Source organism: Pseudomonas sp. NPDC088368 (assembly GCF_044753445.1).
Taxonomy (GTDB): Bacteria; Pseudomonadota; Gammaproteobacteria; order Pseudomonadales; family Pseudomonadaceae; genus Aquipseudomonas; species Aquipseudomonas bambusae.
This window is the reverse complement of the sequence record NZ_JBIVNG010000009.1, coordinates 67,570-87,495: the sequence shown is the minus strand read 5'-3', so window position 1 is coordinate 87,495 and position 19,926 is coordinate 67,570. Positions and strand designations below refer to the sequence as shown.

Annotated in this window: 19 protein-coding genes; 11 read left to right on the top strand and 8 right to left on the bottom strand. The window is 61.1% G+C overall.

What is annotated here, in order from left to right; genetic code table 11:
• Positions 1-19: 19 nt before the first annotated feature.
• The 4 genes from ACIQAL_RS20225 to ACIQAL_RS20210 form a co-directional block, all read right to left on the bottom strand.
• On the bottom strand, positions 20-1,177 hold the full coding sequence (locus tag ACIQAL_RS20225) for a phosphatidylserine/phosphatidylglycerophosphate/cardiolipin synthase family protein (protein ID WP_401148729.1): 1,158 nt from the start codon (positions 1,175-1,177) through the stop codon (positions 20-22).
• A 2-nt stretch (positions 1,178-1,179) separates the two neighbouring features.
• Complete coding sequence (locus ACIQAL_RS20220; RefSeq protein WP_166596528.1) at positions 1,180-1,761, bottom strand: YceI family protein; 582 nt, start codon at positions 1,759-1,761, stop codon at positions 1,180-1,182.
• Between the two features lie 72 nt (positions 1,762-1,833).
• Positions 1,834-2,172 (bottom strand): amidase, encoded by a 339-nt coding sequence (locus tag ACIQAL_RS20215; protein WP_401148726.1) that lies wholly within the window; start codon positions 2,170-2,172, stop codon positions 1,834-1,836.
• Positions 2,169-3,257, bottom strand: coding sequence for a serine hydrolase domain-containing protein (locus ACIQAL_RS20210; protein ID WP_401148724.1), 1,089 nt, complete (start codon positions 3,255-3,257; stop codon positions 2,169-2,171). The genes ACIQAL_RS20215 and ACIQAL_RS20210 overlap by 4 nt, the downstream gene beginning before the upstream one ends.
• Before the next feature lie 482 nt (positions 3,258-3,739).
• On the opposite strand from ACIQAL_RS20210, the gene olsB reads away from it, so the two are divergent.
• Together olsB and ACIQAL_RS20200 are read left to right on the top strand one after the other, a co-directional pair.
• Positions 3,740-4,495 (top strand): L-ornithine N(alpha)-acyltransferase, encoded by a 756-nt coding sequence (gene olsB / locus ACIQAL_RS20205; protein WP_401148721.1) that lies wholly within the window; start codon positions 3,740-3,742, stop codon positions 4,493-4,495.
• Complete coding sequence (locus ACIQAL_RS20200) at positions 4,495-5,301, top strand: lysophospholipid acyltransferase family protein (protein WP_401148718.1); 807 nt, start codon at positions 4,495-4,497, stop codon at positions 5,299-5,301. Before olsB ends, ACIQAL_RS20200 begins: the two co-directional genes overlap by 1 nt.
• Here ACIQAL_RS20200 and ACIQAL_RS20195 read toward each other — a convergent pair.
• Entirely contained in the window at positions 5,244-5,858 is a 615-nt protein-coding gene (locus ACIQAL_RS20195) for an ACP phosphodiesterase (RefSeq protein WP_401148715.1), read from the bottom strand. The genes ACIQAL_RS20200 and ACIQAL_RS20195 overlap by 58 nt on opposite strands.
• Positions 5,859-6,219: 361 nt before the next feature.
• Here ACIQAL_RS20195 and ACIQAL_RS20190 point away from each other — a divergent pair, with 361 nt between their 5' ends.
• From ACIQAL_RS20190 to ACIQAL_RS20180, 3 genes are all read left to right on the top strand, one after another.
• Entirely contained in the window at positions 6,220-6,522 is a 303-nt protein-coding gene (locus ACIQAL_RS20190) for a helix-turn-helix transcriptional regulator (protein ID WP_166596522.1), read from the top strand.
• Positions 6,523-6,542: 20 nt separating this feature from the next.
• A complete protein-coding gene (locus ACIQAL_RS20185; protein WP_401148712.1) occupies positions 6,543-7,709 on the top strand; it encodes an MFS transporter in 1,167 nt (388 codons plus the stop codon).
• A gap of 82 nt (positions 7,710-7,791) precedes the next feature.
• Positions 7,792-8,841: an alkene reductase gene (locus ACIQAL_RS20180; protein ID WP_401148709.1), complete on the top strand. Its 1,050-nt coding sequence runs from the start codon at positions 7,792-7,794 to the stop codon at positions 8,839-8,841.
• A 110-nt stretch (positions 8,842-8,951) separates the two neighbouring features.
• Here the strand turns inward: ACIQAL_RS20180 and ACIQAL_RS20175 are convergent, their stop codons facing one another.
• From ACIQAL_RS20175 to ACIQAL_RS20165, 3 genes are all read right to left on the bottom strand, one after another.
• The gene (locus ACIQAL_RS20175) at positions 8,952-9,815 is read right to left on the bottom strand and encodes an ATPase (protein WP_401148706.1); all 864 of its coding nucleotides are present in this window, start codon (positions 9,813-9,815) and stop codon (positions 8,952-8,954) included.
• Between the two features lie 82 nt (positions 9,816-9,897).
• On the bottom strand, positions 9,898-10,896 hold the full coding sequence (locus tag ACIQAL_RS20170; protein ID WP_401148703.1) for an NAD-dependent epimerase/dehydratase family protein: 999 nt from the start codon (positions 10,894-10,896) through the stop codon (positions 9,898-9,900).
• 100 nt (positions 10,897-10,996) lie between these two features.
• Positions 10,997-11,896, bottom strand: a complete 900-nt coding sequence (locus ACIQAL_RS20165; protein ID WP_401148700.1) for a LysR family transcriptional regulator ArgP — start codon at positions 11,894-11,896, stop codon at positions 10,997-10,999.
• A 106-nt stretch (positions 11,897-12,002) separates the two neighbouring features.
• On the opposite strand from ACIQAL_RS20165, the gene ACIQAL_RS20160 reads away from it, so the two are divergent.
• From ACIQAL_RS20160 to ACIQAL_RS20135, 6 genes are all read left to right on the top strand, one after another.
• The gene (locus ACIQAL_RS20160; protein ID WP_401148698.1) at positions 12,003-12,605 is read left to right on the top strand and encodes a LysE/ArgO family amino acid transporter; all 603 of its coding nucleotides are present in this window, start codon (positions 12,003-12,005) and stop codon (positions 12,603-12,605) included.
• 396 nt (positions 12,606-13,001) lie between these two features.
• Positions 13,002-13,598, top strand: coding sequence for a superoxide dismutase (locus ACIQAL_RS20155; protein ID WP_062384041.1), 597 nt, complete (start codon positions 13,002-13,004; stop codon positions 13,596-13,598).
• 304 nt (positions 13,599-13,902) lie between these two features.
• A complete protein-coding gene (locus ACIQAL_RS20150) occupies positions 13,903-15,954 on the top strand; it encodes an EAL domain-containing protein (protein WP_341962355.1) in 2,052 nt (683 codons plus the stop codon).
• Positions 15,955-16,185: 231 nt separating this feature from the next.
• Positions 16,186-17,541 (top strand): imelysin family protein, encoded by a 1,356-nt coding sequence (locus ACIQAL_RS20145; protein WP_401148695.1) that lies wholly within the window; start codon positions 16,186-16,188, stop codon positions 17,539-17,541.
• A 250-nt stretch (positions 17,542-17,791) separates the two neighbouring features.
• Positions 17,792-18,331 carry an AP2/ERF family transcription factor gene (locus ACIQAL_RS20140; protein WP_166596512.1) on the top strand — a complete coding sequence of 180 codons (540 nt, stop codon included), beginning with the start codon at positions 17,792-17,794 and terminating at the stop codon, positions 18,329-18,331.
• A 149-nt stretch (positions 18,332-18,480) separates the two neighbouring features.
• Positions 18,481-19,908, top strand: coding sequence for a di-heme oxidoredictase family protein (locus ACIQAL_RS20135; protein WP_401148692.1), 1,428 nt, complete (start codon positions 18,481-18,483; stop codon positions 19,906-19,908).
• Positions 19,909-19,926: the final 18 nt, after the last annotated feature.

The following is a 19,926-nucleotide window of genomic DNA, read 5'->3' as shown; positions in this document are numbered from 1 at the left end:
CAGGGAAATCAGTCCTGCATTAACCCCGCCGATCCAGCGCATTCACCACCAACCGGTCGACCCACCCCCACAGCCGCTGCTGAACCCGGCGCCACAGCGGTCGGCGCTGCCAATCCTCAAGGCTCACTGCGCTGCTCACCAGAAAGTCCCGCTCGAAGCTCTCCTGCACGGCCAGCGTCAGCGCCGGGTCCAATGCTTCAAGATTCGCTTCCAGATTGAAACGCAAATTCCAGTGGTCGAAATTGCACGAGCCGATGCTGACCCAGTCATCCACCAGCACCATTTTCAAGTGCAGGAAGCACGGCTGGTATTCGAAGATTTTTACCCCGGCCTTGAGTAGACGTGGGTAGTAGCGGTGCCCCGCGTAACGCACCGACGGGTGATCCGTGCGCGGGCCGGTGAGCAGCAGGCGCACATCAACGCCTCGGGAGGCTGCCCGGCGCAAGGCGCGGCGGACTTTCCAGGTGGGCAGAAAATACGGGGTCGCCAGCCATATACGCTTTCTGCTGGTGTTCAGCGAACGGATCAGCGATTGCAAAATGTCGCGGTGTTGCCGTGAATCAGCGTACGCCACACGGCCCAGCCCCTCTCCGCTGACCGGGGCTTTAGGCAAGCGCGGCAGGCCGAAGTTTTCAGCCGGTCGCCACGCGCGGCGGCGAGGATTCGCGTGGAACTGACGGTCGAACAACGCTTGCCAATCCAGCACCATCGGGCCGCGAATTTCCACCATGACTTCGTGCCACTCGCTGGCGTCTTGATCGGGGCGCCAGAACTCGTCAGTGACCCCGGTGCCGCCGACCACCGCGAGTTCCTTGTCTACCAGCAGCAGTTTGCGGTGGTCGCGGTAAAAATTGCGAATGCCGCGCCGCCAATGCACGCGGTTGTAGAAACGCAGGATCACGCCCGCTTCGGTCAGGCGCGTGCGCAGACTGAGGGTAAAGGCCAGCGACCCGAAGTCATCGAACAGGCAGCGCACAATGACGCCACGTTTCGCGGCATTCACCAGCGCCTGCACCACCGCTTCGGCGCAGGCGCCCGCTTCCACCAGATACAGCTCCAGCTCGACTTGCTGCTGAGCGTTTTCGATGGTCGTGATCATGCGGGGGAAGAACGCGGGGCCGTCGATCATCAGGTTGAACCGGTTGTCTTTACGCCACGGAAAGATCGCGCCTCTCATGCTCAGCGCGCCGTGAAGATCAGCACGGCGCCGACGGGCACCGAGAAGCTGATGGCGGAAAGATTCGCGACGCTGCGCAATGCATCCAGGCCCGGCAACAGCCCAAAGTCCTCGGCGTGCAACACCAGAGGCTCAAGCGTCACCACCTGAAAGCGTCGCTCATCCAGCCGGGTCGCCAGCAATTGAGCGCTGTAGCGTTGCGATTGGCCGTGCAACTGCACCCTCAACGGCAGGCGAAGTTCGAGCTGCGCGCCGGGTGCAAGGGCGTTGATGGGTCGCATGTCCAGTTGCGCCGTGATAGTCGCCTCGGGAAATTGCTTGATGTCGAAGAGCTGCTTGCGCAGTCGCTCATCGCGCAGAGGAATGCCGGTGCTGACAGAATCCAGCTCGACCTCAAGCTCGGCCACCCCCTTGGTGTCGACCTTTCCGTGAAGGTTGAGGAAGCGGTGAACTTCGGAGATATCTGCATTTTTGGTGGAAATGAACGACAGTCGCGACGACTCGTTATCCAGATACCAATTCGCCTGCGCAGGCAGCGCCAGAACGGCGAGCGAGGCCAGCAGCAGGCGGGGGAAAGTGGGCATGAGAACTCCAGCGGCGCGATTGAGGCAACCTTATCCGGCTGTCTGACCGCAGGCAAACGGGGATGTTCGCCCTCACGACCCGGGAGGCAGCAATCGACAGCCCTGATGCGCTCCTTGCCACTGCGCACTGCTCTCACGGCCCATGCCGGTGGCGGTGATGCGCTTGTCGCTCAGGCTTTCGGTCAGCGTGCTCGGCAGCCACTGTTTCACGTAGCCCTGACAATAGTCCGCGGGGTGGTTCATCACATACCGGCACGAACAATATTCCTTGGCGGTGTAGGCGCTGATGATGGTCGGGAACGCCTCTAACTGAACGCGCCAGGGCCAGATCATGGCCAGCAAAAACAGCAGGATCAGGATGGCGGCACTGCTGAACCGGCGACGCCGCAGTAAGCCTTTGCGCGCGCTCATTGGACGCCCTCCCCGGTGACGGCTTTCAGGGCCCGTTTGAGCAACTCATCGTGATCGTAACTGCCGTCGCGGTCGTCGGCGTAACGCACGATCACGAGGCCAGCGCTTGGGATCACGTACAGCGCCTGTCCCCAATGTCCGAGCCCGGCGAAGGTGTCGGGCGGCGCGTCGGGCCAGGGGCCGGGTTGGCCGCCTGCTGTTTTGTTCAACCACCAATGGCCGCCGGGGGCTTCGTGAGTGGCCGTCTGTGAAGCGAACGGCGTGAGGTTGAAATCGACCCATGCCTTGGGCAGCAACTGACGATTTTGCCAACGACCCCCTTGCTGCATCAGCCGGCCGATGCGCGCCAGATCCCGGGCCGTCATGTAAGCGTAAGACGAGCCGACGAAGGTGCCAGTGGCGTCGGTTTCCCAGACGGCACTTTTAATGCCCAAGGGGTCAAACAGCGCGGTCCAGGGATAATCCGGGTAAGCGGCGTCGCCGACCATGCCTTTCAGCGCGGCGGCCAGAACGGTGCTGTCGCCGCTTGAATAGCGATAGGACGTGCCGGGGGCGCTGGCGACACCATGCTCGGCGGTGAAACGCGCCATATCGCCGCGCCCACGGGTGTAGAGCATCGCGACCACTGACGAGTTGAGCGGCGCGTATTCGTAATCCTCCTGCCAGTCCAGGCCCGAGGCCCAGTGCAGCAGGTCCTGAATCTTGATGTCCGGGTGAGTATTGAACGGCGGGTAAAACCTGGCCACTGGATCGCTGAGCGTGAAGCGGTTTTCACTGAACGCCACACCGAGCACCGTCGCGAGAATGCTCTTGCTGATCGACCAGGTCAGGTGCGGCGTCTCGGCCTTGGTGACGCCCGCATAGCGCTCGTAGACCACCTCGCCGTTGCGAATGATCAACAACGCGTCGGTGCGAATGCCCTTGCGCGTTTGCTCGTCGCGGGGCGGGAAGGCATACGCCTCAAGATCATTGAGCGCCACGCTTGGGGCCAAGGGACGCGCGGGCCATTGCTCATCAGGCCACGTTTCGGCAGCGGCCTGGCAGGCGATCAGAAAAAGGAAAAGCGTGAACAGCAGACGGCGCATGAACGGGTCTCGAATGCAGGATCAGCACACTGTAGACGGCAATCGTGACAGCTGATGCTGGGTGCGATCAGGTCTTGCCGACAAAGGAAAATCCAGGTCACGCCGCAGCCTGTTTCTGCCGAAGGCGTGGGAGTTGGCTTGCCTACGATCTGTCGCGCAGCGGCAGCAAACTCTGTGTATGCGGCCTGTCTGACACAACCAAGGTTTCCGGTTTCGCTACTGCTGCGCAGCAGATCGTAGGCAAGCCAACTCCCACGGCCTTCGGCCAGAATCATAGGCGGTTGCGGGACACCGCCCCGTCGCCGTCTTCGGCCAGATCAAGGCGAATCGCGCACGCCATACCATTGCCCGCCCCCTGTCACGCAACCATCACCAAAGCTTAATAGTCATGACATCGGCCCTCCCTAGCCTGCATTCGTACAGCAATGCTTCGAATAATCAGTCGACCGGCCTGGACCAAGGCTGGCCCACGGAGACGCCACATGACTCAGATTGCCAGCATTCGAGACACCTCCTCCGACCGTCGCCTGCAGGCCGAACGCCTGATCGGGCCTCACGCCATGCAGGAAGCACAGGCGTTGCGATTCAGTGTGTTCAGCGGCGAATTCAACGCCAAACTCAAGGGCGCTGAACTGGGCCTCGACATCGACGATTACGACGTACATTGCATGCACATCGGCGTGCGCGACCTCAACAGCGGTCGCCTTGTCGCCACCACCCGCCTGCTGGACCACAAGGCTGCCAACACTCTGGGCCGGTTCTACAGCGAAGAAGAATTCAGCCTCCACGGCCTCGGCCATCTGCAAGGCCCGATCCTCGAACTGGGTCGCACCTGCGTCGATCCGGCCTACCGAAACGGCGGCACCATCGCCGTGCTGTGGAGCGAGCTGGCCGAAGTCCTCAACGAAGGCGGCTACAGCTACCTCATGGGCTGCGCGAGCATCCCGATGCAAGACGGCGGCATTCAGGCCCACGCCATCATGCAACGTTTGCGCGAGCGTTATCTGAGCACCGAGCACCTGCGTGCAGAGCCAAAAAATCCGCTGCCGAACCTCGACCTGCCGAACAACGTGATCTGCGAAATGCCGCCGCTGCTTAAGGCCTACATGCGCCTGGGTGCGAAGATCTGCGGCGAGCCGTGCTGGGACGAGGATTTCCAGGTCGCCGACGTGTTCATCCTGCTCAAGCGCGACGAGCTGTGCCCGCGCTACGCTCGCCACTTCAAGGCAGCCGTGTGATGAGCACGCTGCGCAGTCATGCGCGAGTCATCCGCGTGCTGGGGGTCATCGCCCTGGGCCTGACTATCGCAGGCACCTTCGCCCTGATGGAACGCCTGCGCATTGGCAACTCCATGGCGCGTCGTCAGCGCTGGACCAGTTGGTTCATGGCGCGCCTGACCGGTGCCCTGCCGTTCCGCGTCAAGGTCAGCGGCCACTTGCCCGGCCAGCCGATGCTGTGGGTCTGCAACCATGTGTCGTGGACCGACATTGCCCTGCTGGGCCAACTCGCCCCGCTGTCGTTTTTGTCCAAGGCTGAAGTGCGCACCTGGCCCGTGGCGGGTTGGCTGGCGCTGAAAGCGGGCACGCTGTTCATTCGTCGCGGGTCGGGCGACAGCAAGCTGATCCAGAAACAAATGGGCCACCACCTGCAGGGCAATCATTCGCTGGTGATCTTCCCCGAGGGCACCACCACCGATGGCCGCAGCCTGCGCACCTTCCACGGTCGCTTGCTGTCGAGTGCAATCGAGACTGGCGTGGCGATTCAACCGGTCGCGATTCAGTACCTGCGTGATGGCAAGCCGGATCAGATCGCGCCATTCATTGGCGATGACGACCTGCTGTCGCACCTGCGTCGCCTGTTCGCCAACGAAGTCAGCGACGTACACATCCAGTTGCTGACGCCGATTGAGTCTCAAGGCAAGGAACGCGCAGCACTGGCGTTTGAAGCTCAGCAGGCGGTGCAGACGGCACTGTTTGGTGAAGCCACTCAGTCCGGCGATGTCGCCAAGCCCGCCGAAGCACGCCCTGCCGCCAGAGCTGCCTGAGCGAACGCTTGCAGCTCGGGGTAGAAAGCACAGAAATCGTCGCTCAACGGCCGATAAAGCGCCTGCAGCTCCTGCATGGCGCCGGCCAGGGCCTCGGGGCGTGACAGGCGTCGGGCAATCCCGGCCAGCGCATCGCCCACCACCTCGAAGTCCACGTACGAACCCAACCAATCCTGCGCCGCCATTCTCGGAGCAATGTAGGCGAGGCGCTCCGGCAAGTTCGGCTCATCGGCCAGCACCCGGTACACCTTGTCAGTGAAGACGGGCAGCGGCACGTCCGAATACTGCGCCCAATCCCGCGCCAGGCAGTGATCGAAAAACACGTCCAGCACAATCCCCGCGTAACGCCTGCGCTCCGCCGGGAATCGGCCCATCGCCTGCTTGATGACGGGATGGCCGTCGGTGTACACGTCGATGCGTCGATGCAGTCGGATAGCGTCTTCAATGTCCGCAGGAAACCGTCCCGGCAACAGTCCTTTGACGAAATCGCCATACAGGCTGCCGAGCAGTTGCGCAGGCGTCTGACCGCCGAGATGGAGGTGTGCGAGGTAATTCATCGGAAGAATGTAACAGACATCAACACGATCCCTATAGCAGCTGCACGCCCCCAGATATAACAGCGATCTCCACTGTGGGAGCGAATTCATTCGCGAAGGGGCCGGTGCAGACAAGCAGAATCAGCGACTGAACGATTTTTCGCGAATGAATTCGCTCCCACAAATGCACTGCGGTATGCCTGCTTTTGCCAGCACCGTCCCCCTGCTAGCAGTCGCGAGATCAGGGATACGCACCATATCGTTATAACCCGATATACCGATTCGCGCGGTCCTTAGCACCCTTTCATATTTGTATATCGCGATGCACAGATATAAAGTTCGCCCCATCGCGATATACCGCTATACGCGGATTGAGAACGACATGCCTATCGACCTCGACGACATTATAAAAGCCCTGTCGCACCCGGTGCGGCGTCAGATTCTTTCCTGGCTGAAAGACCCTGAAACCTGCTTTCCGGACCAGCAACACACCTTCGACGGCGGCGTCTGTGCCGGTCAGATCGACCAGCGCGCAGGCCTTTCGCAATCGACCGTTTCTGCCCATTTGGCGACGCTGCAACGTGCCGGGCTGATCACCAGCAAAAAGCACGGTCAGTGGCATTTTTTCAAACGTAACGAAGACGCCATTCAGGCGTTTTTGCAGGAGCTGACGCGTCAGCTCTGAACACTTTCAGGAGACGCCCCGTGCCTCTTTCGCTACTTATTCTGGCCCTGAGCGCCTTCGCCATCGGGACGACCGAGTTCGTCATCATGGGCCTGTTGCCCGACGTCGCCGCTGACTTGGGCGTAAGCATTCCCGGTGCGGGCTGGCTCGTGACGGGTTACGCATTGGGTGTCGCCATCGGCGCGCCGTTCATGGCGATGGCCACTTCGCGGTTACCACGCAAAGCGGCGCTGGTAATCCTCATGGGCATCTTCATCATCGGCAACCTGCTCTGCGCCGTCGCCACTGATTACAACGTGCTGATGTTCGCCCGCGTCGTGACTGCTCTGTGTCACGGTGCGTTCTTCGGCATCGGCTCCGTGGTCGCTGCCGGTCTGGTGCCCGCCAATCGCCGCGCTTCCGCCGTCGCCTTGATGTTCACCGGCCTGACCCTGGCCAACGTGCTGGGTGTGCCGCTGGGTACGGCACTGGGTCAACAGGCGGGTTGGCGCTCGACGTTCTACGCGGTGACCGTGATCGGCGTGATCGCGTTCATCGGCCTGATCCGCTTCCTGCCTGCCAAACGTGACGAAGAAAAACTCGACATGCGTGCCGAACTGGCAGTGCTCAAGGGCGCCGGTATCTGGCTTTCGCTGAGCATGACCGCTTTGTTCGCTGCGTCCGTATTTGCCCTGTTTACTTACGTCGCACCGTTGCTGGGTGAAATCACCGGGGTATCGCCACATGGCGTGACCTGGACACTCATGCTGATCGGCCTGGGCCTGACCCTCGGCAACATCATCGGCGGCAAGCTGGCGGATCGTCGTTTGGCCGCCACGCTGATCGGCGTGTTCATCACCATGGCCGTGGTCTCGACTGTCCTGAGCTGGACCAGCGTCGCGCTGATTCCGGCCGAAATCACATTGTTCCTCTGGGCCGTCGCCTGTTTTGCCGCTGTGCCTGCGTTGCAGATCAACGTCGTGACCTTCGGCAAGGACGCTCCAAATCTGGTCTCCACCCTGAACATCGGCGCTTTCAACGTCGGCAACGCCTTGGGCGCCTGGGTCGGCGGCAGTGTCATCGCCCACGGTTTTGGCCTCACCAGCGTGCCCTTGGCCGCTGGCGCCCTGGCGGTGCTGGCCCTGGTGGTGACTCTGATCAATTTCCGTCAGCGCGGCGATGCCGAGCTGGCTGCTGTGGCGAACTGAGCCTCTAGAGTCAGCGCTTCAGCGACATGCGTTAAAAGACTGCGGATTCAACCTTTACAGACTTCACTGAGGATACCTTCCGATGACCACGATTTTTGACCCGATCAAGATCGGCGAACTCGATCTGAACAACCGCATCGTCATGGCCCCGCTGACCCGCTGCCGCGCCGACGAAGGCCGCGTGCCCAACGCGATGATGGCCGAGTATTACGTGCAGCGCGCCTCGGCTGGTCTGATCATCACCGAAGCCACCTCGGTCACCGCGATGGGCGTCGGTTATCCCGATACGCCGGGCATCTGGTCCAACGATCAGGTCCGTGGCTGGAGCAACATCACCAAAGCCGTTCACGCGGCGGGCGGCAAGATCGTGTTGCAACTGTGGCACGTGGGCCGTGTTTCCCACCCGATCTACCTGAACGGTGAAGCGCCGGTCGCACCGAGCGCCGTTCAACAGAAAGGCCACGTCAGCCTGGTTCGCCCGCTGGCCGACTACCCGACGCCACGTGCGCTGGAACTGGCTGAAATCGAAGACGTCGTCGAGGCCTACCGCGTGGGCGCAGAGAACGCCAAGGCTGCCGGTTTTGACGGCGTGGAAATCCACGGCGCCAACGGTTACCTGCTCGACCAGTTCCTGCAAAGCAGCACCAACAAGCGCACCGACATTTACGGTGGCTCGGTGGAAAACCGTGCACGCCTGATGCTGGAAGTGACCGACGCTGTTGTAGAAGTCTGGGGCGCTGGCCGCGTAGGCATGCACCTCTCGCCACGCGCCGACCTGCACGACATGGGCGACGACAACCTGACCGAGACCTTCACCTACGTCGCGACGGAGCTCGGCAAACGCGGGATCGCCTTCCTGTGTGCCCGCGAACGCGAACTCGACGACAGCCTGTCGCCGCGCCTGAAACAAGCGTTTGGCGGGGTGTTCATCGCCAACGAGAAATTCACCAAAGACAGCGCCAACGAATGGCTGGAGGGTGGCAAGGCCGACGCCGTTGCATTCGGCGTGCCGTTCATCGCCAACCCTGACCTGCCTGCGCGTCTGGCGAAGGATGCGCCGCTGAACGAGCCGCATCCAGAGACGTTCTACGCCAAAGGGCCGGTGGGTTATATCGACTATCCGGCGTTGTAAGGCTTCAAGGTCTCAGGGCTTTGAATCGATACTTTGATGCCCTGCGGGCCTATCGCGGGCAAGCGCGATAGGCCCGCAGGGCATCAAAACCAAGGTCCCAAGCCAACCCGCTACTGCGCCCGCGAATTGATCTGCTGCGACAACGTCTGAATCTGGCTCTGCAACGTGTTCAGATTGCGGGTCATCTGCCCTCGGAACGCATCGAATTCCTGGGTGCTCGCCCCCGACGACGTTGCCTGCGCCGGACGGTTGTCCTGCTCGCTCTTGAGCACAATCATGTCCTGCTCCAGACGCTCGATGGTCTGACTGTTGTTGCTCTTCTTCAGATTCGCCACGTCCGCGCTCAAACTCTTGAGCTGCGAATCCAGACGATCCTGATCAGCCTGCGCCGACTTGCCATCCGGCATCGCGGCTTTTAGTGCCGCCAACTCCGTGGTCACGGCCTTGAGCTGATCCTGCAATTGCTGGTTCGTGGCCTGTTGCTGCGTCGCTTGCGTGGCGATGGTTTCCAGACGCTTGTCCAGACCGCCCTGCACCCCGGCCGCGCCCTGCTGCTGTTTGCTCTGCTCGGCGAGTTGATCCTGCAGCGCCTTGATTTCAGCTTTCAGCGCTTCACCGCCGCTGTTGGCGACCGACTCAGTGGCTACCACCTTGCCGGAAATGTCCTGCAACCGCCCCGCCGCTTCCTCACTGATCCGCGCGAAGCTTTCTTGCGTGGCGACCAGTTGCTGCTCCATCAACGAGACCTGCTGAAAACTCCACCAGCCCAGGCCGCAGAACGCGATGAACAGCGCGCCAATCAACGCCCATAACGCGCCCGTACCCGGCGTTTTCACCTTCACCACTGGCGTGGTGCGCGAGTACACCGTGGTGCGCTCGCGAGCGCCCGCCGTGGTCGGAATAAAATCGTCGTCATCATCTTTGGCGCTGAGGCTCGGGACGTCATCGACGTCGTCATACGGATCTTTGCGCATGCGTTTCCCTTTGAAATCCGTTGAATCTTGAAGGGCGGATTCGCTCCGCCGAACGTTAGGACCATCCGAACCGCCGGGTGTTTTACAGCTCGGCGCCGTGTTGGGCCTTCCACCAGCCACAGAACTCGTCCAGCGCGGTCCAGACGCTGACCTTGGGCTGGTAATCCAGATAATACTGGGCGCGGCTGATATCAAGCGTGAAATCTCGACTCATCACCTGCATTCCGATTCTCGACAGCGTCGGTTCAGGTCGGCCGGGCCAAAGCAGGCACGCAGCCTCGTTGATCGCGGCGGCGCTGTATGCCAGGCCGTACGAGCGATAACGGGTGACAGGCGGCAACTCCATCTGGCGCATCACGTAATTGACCACGTCCCAGATCGGAATCGGCGTGCCATTACTGATGTTGTAGGCCTTGCCCAGCGCCGACCCCGTCGCCAGCAGACTGCTGAGCAGGGCTTCGTTGAGGTTCTGGATGCTGGTGAAGTCGACCTTGTTCAGCCCATTGCCGATGATCGACAGGCGCTTCTTGCGCTGCATTTGCATCAGGCGCGGGAAAATGCTGGTGTCGCCCGCCCCCGTGACGAAACGGGGCCGCAGCGCGATCACTTCGAGGCCGAACTCTTCGGCGCCGAATACTTTCTGCTCGGCCAGGTATTTGGTGCCCGCGTAGTGATTGTGGAACCGTTTCGGCACCTGCTCCTCGCGGATGTTCAGGTGCGCGTGGCCGTCGAAATAAATAGAAGGCGATGACAGGTGGACCAGCCGCCGCACCTGCTGCTTGAGGCAGGCCTCGACCACGTTTTCAGTGACTTGCACGTTGCCCTGATGGAAGTCCTGACGACGCCCCCAGTTGCCCACCGCTCCGGCGCAATGCACCACGGCTTCAACGTCGTCGCACAAAGCTTGCACCAGTTCCGGGTCGTTCAGGTCGCCCTGAATGAACTCCGCACCCCGACGTACCAGGTGCTCGACGCCTTGCGCACGACGGCCGTTGACCCGAACGCTCAACCCCTGCTCCAGCGCAAAACGCGCGAAGCGTCCGCCGATGAAGCCGCTCGCGCCGGTGACCAGAATCTTCATTTACCGCTCCATCTCATCTATACATTTCGCACCGAGCGCCGCCGTGACGGCGTCGGACGGTCAATTGTAGGTCCCGCTTATCCAACACCGGCAGTGACGCTCAATCCGCTGCCAGCGGCACTAACCATTGCCCGGCTTTTTTAGCGAGGTGATCGGTCAGCTGCGTCAGCAATTGCCCGCCACTGCGCCAATGATGCCAGTACAACGGCACATCGATGCAGCGATCCCTCAACAATTCCACCAGTTTTCCGCTGGCCAGTTGCTCACGCACCTGCAATTCCGGCACCAGCCCCCAGCCCATTCCGGCCTCGGTCATGCGCATGAAACCCTCCGACGACGGGCAGAGGTGATGCTGGAAACCACCCTCGACGCCCAGCGATTCGAGATAACGGTGCTGCAGGAAATCATCCGGGCCGAACACCAGCGCCGGAGTCTGCGCCAACCCCTGCGGGGTCACGCCGTTCGGAAAATGCCGGGCGATGAAGGCGGGGCTGGCCAACGCACGATAGCGCATGGCGCCCAACAGCAAACTGCGTGCCCCGGCCACCGGCCGCTCGCTGCCGCACAGACACGCCGCCACTTCCCCGGCGCGCATGCGTTTGAGGCCCACTTCCTGATCTTCGACCACCAGTTCAGTCAGCAGATGATGCTCGCTGCAAAAGTCCCCCACCGCCTGCGCCCACCACGTTGCCAGGCTGTCGGCGTTGAGCGCGATGCGCAGACGTTCGGGGGCGCCACCCTCGTCCAGCGCCGGGACCAAGGTCTGCAAGTCGCGTTCGAGCAAGCGCACCTGCTGCACATGGTTGAGCAAGCGCCGACCGATTTCGGTGGGTGTCGGGGGCGTGGCCCGCACTAACACCGGCTGCCCCACACGCGCCTCCAACAGTTTGATCCGCTGGGAAACCGCCGATTGCGACAACCCCAACACCTGCGCTGCACGTTCAAACCCGGCCTGTTCGACGACGGCCGCCAACGCGGAAAGCAATTTGTAATCGAACATCACTTTTCCTAATGAGTGATCAGGATTATTGGTTTTTCTTATACAGCCTCAGCGCCGACAATCGCCACATCTTCTTAGCCTCACCGTCATCCCGGAGCACCTCATCATGTGGCAAAGCTACCTCAACGGACTGCTGGTCGCGTTCGGCCTGATCATGGCCATCGGCACCCAGAATGCATACGTGCTGGCGCAAAGTCTGCGTCGCGAGCATCACCTGTCCGTGGCCGTGCTGTGCATCTTGTGTGATGTGGTCCTTGTGGCGGCCGGGGTCTTCGGGCTTGCGAACGTGCTGGCTCATAACCCGACGTTGCTGGCCGTGGCGCGCTGGGGCGGCGTGGTGTTTCTGCTGTGGTATGGCGCCAAGGCCTTGCGTCGTGCGCTGTCGCCCCAGAGCTTGCAGGAAGGCGACGCCAATGGTCAGCGCTCACGTCGCGCCGTACTGCTGACCGCGCTCGCGGTGACCCTGCTCAACCCGCACGTTTACCTCGACACCGTGCTGCTGATCGGCTCCCTCGGCGCGCAACAGACCGAACCGAGCGCCTACGTGGCCGGTGCCGCCAGCGCGTCGCTGCTGTGGTTCTCTACCCTCGCCATCGGTGCCGCCTGGCTCGCCCCCTGGCTGGCCCGCCCCGCCACCTGGCGCCTGCTTGACTTGATGGTTGCGGTGATGATGTTCAGCGTGGCGGTGCAACTGATTCGCTCGGCGTGATGCCGTCATGCCCCGATTGTGGTCCCATTTGTGGCCGAAACCGGTGGGAGTTGGCTTGCCTACGATCTGTTGCGCAGCGACAGCAAAATCCGACAGCTCGGTTGTGTCAGGCACACCGGATGCACAGATTCTGCTGCCGCTTCACGCCAGATCGTAGGCAAGCCAACTCCCACGGCCTTCGGCCAGAATCAAGACGCGAACCTTGCCACAGATCCGCTTCCAGCCGATTCCATGGGAACCTCTATCCCACACAGTTGTTGCGTGGTTATGGGCCGGGGCCGGTGCTATGATCCAGCCCCTACGCCGCAAAGAGTAAAAACTCGCCGGCGTATTTTGTCTGGCCGTCCGTGATCGGCCTTGCGCTAACCGCAACCTGACCTGATTAGGAGAATTACCATGGCTTTCGAATTGCCGCCGCTGCCGTACGCACACGATGCTCTGGCACCGCACATCTCCAAGGAAACGCTGGAATATCACCACGACAAACACCACAACACCTATGTCGTGAACCTGAACAACCTGGTCCCAGGCACCGAGTTCGAAGGCAAGACGCTGGAAGAAATCGTCAAATCTTCTTCGGGCGGTATCTTCAACAACGCAGCCCAGGTCTGGAACCACACCTTCTACTGGAACTGCCTGGCGCCTAACGCTGGCGGCCAACCGACCGGCGCTCTGGCTGATGCCATCAACGCTGCGTTCGGCTCGTTCGACAAGTTCAAAGAAGAATTCAGCAAGACTTCCATTGGCACCTTCGGCTCCGGCTGGGGCTGGCTGGTGAAGAAGGCTGACGGCTCCCTGGCACTGGCCAGCACCATCGGCGCCGGTAACCCGCTGACCAGCGGCGACACCCCGCTGCTGACCTGCGACGTCTGGGAACACGCTTACTACATCGACTACCGTAACCTGCGTCCAAAATATGTTGAGGCGTTCTGGAACCTGGTGAACTGGAAGTTCGTTGCTGAGCAGTTCGAAGGCAAGGCTTTCACTGCCTGATTACGGCATCGAACGCTGTTTTGAAGAAAAACCCGGCCTGTCCGGGTTTTTTTTCGCCTTCTGTTCGTCCTTTATGTATTGTCAGAAAACGATAGCGGACTAATATCAGTTTCCGCCGGAAATCGACGAAGCGAGGCTCAAGTTCCGCCTCCTGTTTACCGACACAGTGTTGATAGCCTTACTTGCCTGCATGTGAATCGTTATCCAAATGAAACAGGTCAGAGGTGTATCAAGACCTTGACCCGAAGGTCTGCATTGCCAATGCTTGCAAGCAGTCGCCCAGCATGGATGAAGGAATGCCCATTTGAAGCTGGAACTCAAAAACAGCTTGTCGGTGAAGCTGCTGCGTGTGGTGTTGTTGTCGGCGCTGGTCGTGGGCGTTGTGCTCAGCTGCGCGCAGATCGTGTACGACGCCTACAAAACGCGCCAGGCGGTTGCCACTGACGCCGAGCGGATTCTCGACATGTTCCGGGACCCGTCGACTCAGGCTGTCTATAGCCTGGACCGGGAAATGGGCATGCAGGTCATTGAAGGCTTGTTCCAGGACAAGGCCGTGCGCATGGCTTCCATTGGCCATCCCAACGAGACGCTGCTCGCGGAAAAAACCCGCGACCTCAAACCCTCTCCCACGCGCTGGCTGACCGACCCGATTCTCGGCCAGGAGCGCAGCTTCACCACCCAATTGGTTGGCCGCAGCCCGTACAGCGAATACTACGGCGACCTGCGTATCACGCTGGACACCGCGACTTACGGCGAAGGCTTTCTGATCAATTCGATGATCATTTTCATCTCTGGCGTGCTGCGAGCGCTGGCCATGGGCCTCGTGCTGTATCTCGTCTATCACTGGCTGCTGACCAAGCCGCTGTCGCGCATCATCGAACACCTGACCAGCATCAACCCCGACCGCCCCAGTGAGCACCAGTTGCCGCTGCTCAAGGGCCACGAGAAAAACGAGCTGGGCATCTGGGTCAACACCGCCAACGAATTGCTGGCGTCTATCGAACGCAATACCCATCTGCGTCACGAAGCAGAATCCAGCCTGCTGCGCATGGCGCAATACGACTTTCTGACCGGCCTCCCCAATCGCCAGCAATTGCAGCAGCAACTGGACAAGATTCTGATCGACGCCGGCAAGGTGCAGCATCGCGTCGCAGTGCTGTGCGTCGGTTTGGACGATTTCAAAGGCATCAACGAACAATTCAGCTATCAGGCCGGCGACCAACTGCTGCTGGCTTTGGCTGACCGTCTGCGCAGCCACAGCGGCCGCCTCGGCGCGCTGGCACGGCTGGGGGGCGACCAGTTCGCGCTGGTTCAGGCCGACATCGAGCAGCCTTACGAAGCGGCCGAACTGGCGCAGAACATCCTCGATGACCTGGAGGCGCCGTTTTCCGTGGACGGGGAAGAAATCCGCCTGCGCGCCACCATCGGCATCACGCTGTTCCCGGAAGATGGCGACAGCACCGAAAAGCTGCTGCAGAAAGCCGAACAGACCATGACCCTGGCCAAGACCCGTTCGCGTAATCGCTACCAGTTCTATATCGCCAGCGTGGACAGCGAGATGCGCCGCCGTCGCGAGCTGGAAAAAGACCTGCGCGAAGCCTTGGTCCGCAACCAGTTTCACCTCGTTTACCAGCCGCAGATCAGCTACCGCGATCAACGGGTGGTGGGCGTGGAAGCACTGATTCGCTGGACGCATCCCGAGCATGGCTTCGTACCGCCCGACCAGTTCATCCCGCTGGCCGAGCAGAATGGCACCATCATTGCCATCGGCGAATGGGTGCTGGACCAAGCCTGTAAACAACTGCGCGAATGGCACGACCAAGGCTTCACCGACCTGCGCATGGCGGTCAACCTGTCGACCGTTCAACTGCATCACTCCGAACTGCCGCGCGTGGTCAACAATCTGCTACAGATCTACCGCCTGCCGCCGCGCAGTCTTGAGCTGGAAGTCACCGAAACCGGCCTGATGGAAGACATCAGCACCGCTGCCCAACACCTGCTCAGCCTGCGCCGCTCTGGCGCGCTGATCGCCATTGATGACTTCGGCACCGGCTATTCGTCCCTGAGTTACCTCAAGAGCTTGCCGCTGGACAAGATCAAGATCGACAAGAGCTTCGTTCAGGACCTGATCGACGACGATGACGACGCGACGATCGTGCGCGCCATTATCCAGCTCGGCAAAAGCCTCGGCATGCAGGTCATCGCCGAAGGCGTGGAAACCACCGAGCAAGAGGCTTACATCATTTCCGAGGGCTGCCACGAAGGTCAGGGCTATTTCTACAGCAAGCCGTTGCCTGCCCGTGAGTTGCTGTCGTATCTGAAGCAAGCGCATCGCACCCATATGGGCGTGCTCTAACCACCCGCACGCTGCCTGAGTCAGGCTTGCCGGCGGTGAGCCCCTCAAGATCGTCGCCGCTGGCAAGCCATGCGGCAACAGAGTTGGGCTCAAATTCTGTAACAGCTTGAAATACCTCCTCCGTCGGCTCTGGGCATTTTGCCTTTACACCGAATGCAAATCTTTCGCATCATTGCGCGGATTTGCTGGCGCTCGCCACCGTTCACACACCTCTCGACGCAGGATTCCGTCATGATTCGTACGCCCCTGGCAACTGCCAGTCTGCTGGCCATCGCTATCGCTTTGGCCGGTTGTGACCAAGGCAAGGACAAGCCCGCTGCCGCCGCTCCGACTCCCGCACCCGCCGCTGCCGCCCCAGCAGCACCTGCTGCCCAACCGGCTGCTGCGCCCGCGCAGACCAGCGATGCCGCAGCCAAGGCCGTGGTGGCCAACTACGCAAACATCGTATTTGCCGCGTTCAGCGACGCCGAATCCACTGCGAAGAAACTGAGCACTGCCGTCGACGCCTTCCTTGCCTCCCCGAACGACCAGACCCTGAAAGCCGCTCGCGACGCGTGGCTTGCAGCGCGTGTGCCTTACATGCAGACCGAAGTGTTCCGCTTCGGCAACACCATCATCGACGACTGGGAGGGTCAGGTGAACGCCTGGCCGCTGGACGAAGGTCTGATCGACTACGTCGCCAAGGATTACCAGCATGCCTTGGGCAACCCTGGCGCGACGGCGAATATCATCGCCAATACCTCGATTCAGGTCGGCGAGGACAAAGTCGACGTGACTGAAATCACCCCTGAGAAACTGGCCAGCCTGAACGAACTGGGCGGCGCCGAGGCCAACGTTGCCACGGGTTATCACGCCATTGAATTCCTGCTCTGGGGCCAGGACCTGCACGGCAACGGCCCGGGCGCCGGTGAGCGGCCTGCCAGCGATTACATCGAGGGCAACGGCGGCACGGGCGGTCACAACGACCGTCGTCGCGCCTACCTGAAGGCCGCCACCGATCTGCTGGTGAGCGATCTGGAAGAGATGGTCGGCAACTGGAAGCCGGGCGTCGCCGACAACTACCGCGCCACGCTGGAAGCCGAATCGGGCGAAAGCGGGTTGCGCAAGATGCTGTTCGGCATGGGCAGCCTGTCCCTGGGCGAACTGGCGGGCGAGCGCATGAAGGTTGCACTGGAAGCCAACTCCAGCGAAGACGAGCACGACTGCTTCAGCGACAACACCCACCACTCGCACTTCTACAACGGGCTGGGTATTCGCAATGTATATCTGGGCGAATACACCCGCGTAGACGGCAGCAAGGTCAGCGGTCCCAGCCTGTCGTCGCTGGTAGGAAAAGCCGATGCAGCAACCGACACCACGCTGCGCGCCGATCTGGACGACACCCAGGCCAAGCTGCAAGTGATCGTCGATCACGCCAACAAGGGCGAGCATTTCGATCAACTGATCGCCGCAGGCAATACCGCAGGCAATCAGGTCGTTCGCGACGCCATCGCGGCACTGGTCAAGCAGACCGGCGCCATCGAACAGGCCGCAGGCAAGCTAGGCATCACCGATTTGAACCCTGACAACGCCGATCACGAGTTCTGATCGACGCAAAAGAAGCGCTCTTCGGGGCGCGTCTGAATGAACGTCAAATGAAGGCCAATCCACCCTCGGATTGGCCTTTTTTTGTGCATCATAAAAAGCGTAAAACCCCTGCAAATAAAGGGCTTATGAGGACCGATCTGTAAGTTTTGTAGGTCTTTTCCTGTTCATTATTTGTCGGATTGAACACCCTGAATTCGCCACCGATCATGCGCACTTCCTTGACCCCATCCCATCCAGGAGGAGACAGACAGTGCCCAAGAGAAACAATAAAAGGCGCCGCGTCAGCAAGCTCAAAACCAACAACTACGGAATCCATTTGCTGGTCGGCATCAAAGGGCCCCGTGCCTGGAAAGTGACGATCTATCGCGATGGCAAGACCCTCAACCGACTGTTCTCATTCTCACGCTATGGCGGCCGTGAAGAGGCCCGCAAGGCGGCTGACGCCTGTCGGGACGAATTGCTGCTCACGTACCTGCCCAAGCTCAGCCGCGACATCCGCCAACGCATCATCGCCACCAACACCAGCGGCTATCCCGGTGTGCATTACCGCTGCTACACCGGCATCGCCTATTGGGTCGCCCGCACCACCTTGCGCAACGGCAGCAGCGTGACCAAGTCGTTCAGGGTCGAACACTACGGCTATGAACGTGCCAAGGAACTGGCAATTCGCGAACGAGAACGCCAACTCGACAGCATCGGCGACTACCGATGTTTCAAAGTGATCGAAGGTGAAAAACGCATGATGCAGCTTCTGGTGGAGAACCCTTCACTGGATATTTCAGGCTTCTGACGAGGCCGTCTGGTCAGACACCCGCTCTGCCAGCAAATTGGTTACAACACGTTTCGAGAGGCGCTTACAAACGCTAATCCCTCTTATTCCTCACAGACGGGGCTGGTAAGCTTGCTCGCCCCGATTTCCACCCCTTTTGCAGGATCTGTATGACTGCGCGGTTCCGTTTTTCGTTTTTCCTGCTGATGGCCTGGGCCCTTGGCGGGTGCGATGACGCCCCGCGTTTCACGTCTGCGGAACCCGGTGAGGCGTTGTCCGGTGGCGCGACCACAGTCAACAAGAGCGACCGCAACGCGTTTTCGCTGCCGTCCGCCAATCTTTCGCCCAGCCGACGCCTGGACTTCAGCGTCGGTAACAGTTTCTTTCGCAACCCGTGGGTCATCGCGCCATCGACAACCACCGCGCGGGACGGCCTCGGGCCGCTGTTCAACACCAACGCCTGCCAGAACTGCCACATCAAGGACGGCCGCGGTCATCCGCCCGAGCCGGGCGCTGATAACGCCGTGTCGATGCTGGTGCGCCTGTCGATTCCCGATGCGCCCGCCTATGCCGAACACATCAAACGGCTGGGCCTGACGCCCGAGCCGGTCTACGGCACACAACTGCAAGACATGGCGATACCCGGCGTCACCCCCGAGGCCAAGGTGCGCGTCGAATACGACTCGATGATCGTGCATTTTCGCGACGGCACCCCCGCTCACCTGCGTCGCCCGACGCTGCGAATCACCCAACTCGGTTACGGGCCGATGCACCCTCAAACCCGAGCGTCCGCACGCATCGCGCCGCCGATGATCGGACTGGGTCTGCTCGAAGCCATTCCCGACGCGGCGATCCTGGCCAACGCCAACCCTGATGACAAGAACGGCACCGGCATCACCGGCACGCCCAACTGGGTGTGGGACGACGCGCAGCAAAAGCCCGTATTGGGGCGTTTCGGCTGGAAGGCCGCACAGCCCACCGTCAATCAACAGAACGCCCACGCGCTGGCCGGGGACATGGGCCTGACGTCCCACCTGGAACCTGCTGACGATTGCACCCCTTCTCAAATCGCCTGCCAGAGAGCACCCAGCGGTGAAGGCCCGAACGGCGAACCGGAAGTCAGCGACAACATTTTGCGGCTGATCACTTTCTACGCCCGCAACCTGGGAGTTCCGGCCCGTCGCGACGTCGGCGATGCGCAGGTGTTGCAAGGCAAGAATCTGTTCTTCAAGGCCGGGTGTCAGCAATGCCACACGCCGCAGTTCACCACCGCTGCCGATGCGGCCGAACCCGAGCTGGCCAATCAGGTGATTCGCCCCTACACCGACCTCTTGCTGCACGACATGGGCGAAGGACTGGCCGACAACCTCAGTGAATTTCAGGCCACCGGCCAGCAGTGGCGAACGCCGCCGCTGTGGGGCATCGGTCTGACTCAGACCGTCAACGGCCACACGCAATTTCTCCACGACGGGCGCGCCCGCGATCTGATGGAAGCGGTGCTGTGGCATGGCGGCGAAGCCTTACCCGCGCAGCGTCACGTGCTGGCCTTCGACGCCCAACAGCGCGCTGCGCTGCTGGCGTTCCTGAATTCTTTATAAACGCAATTTTCAAACGAT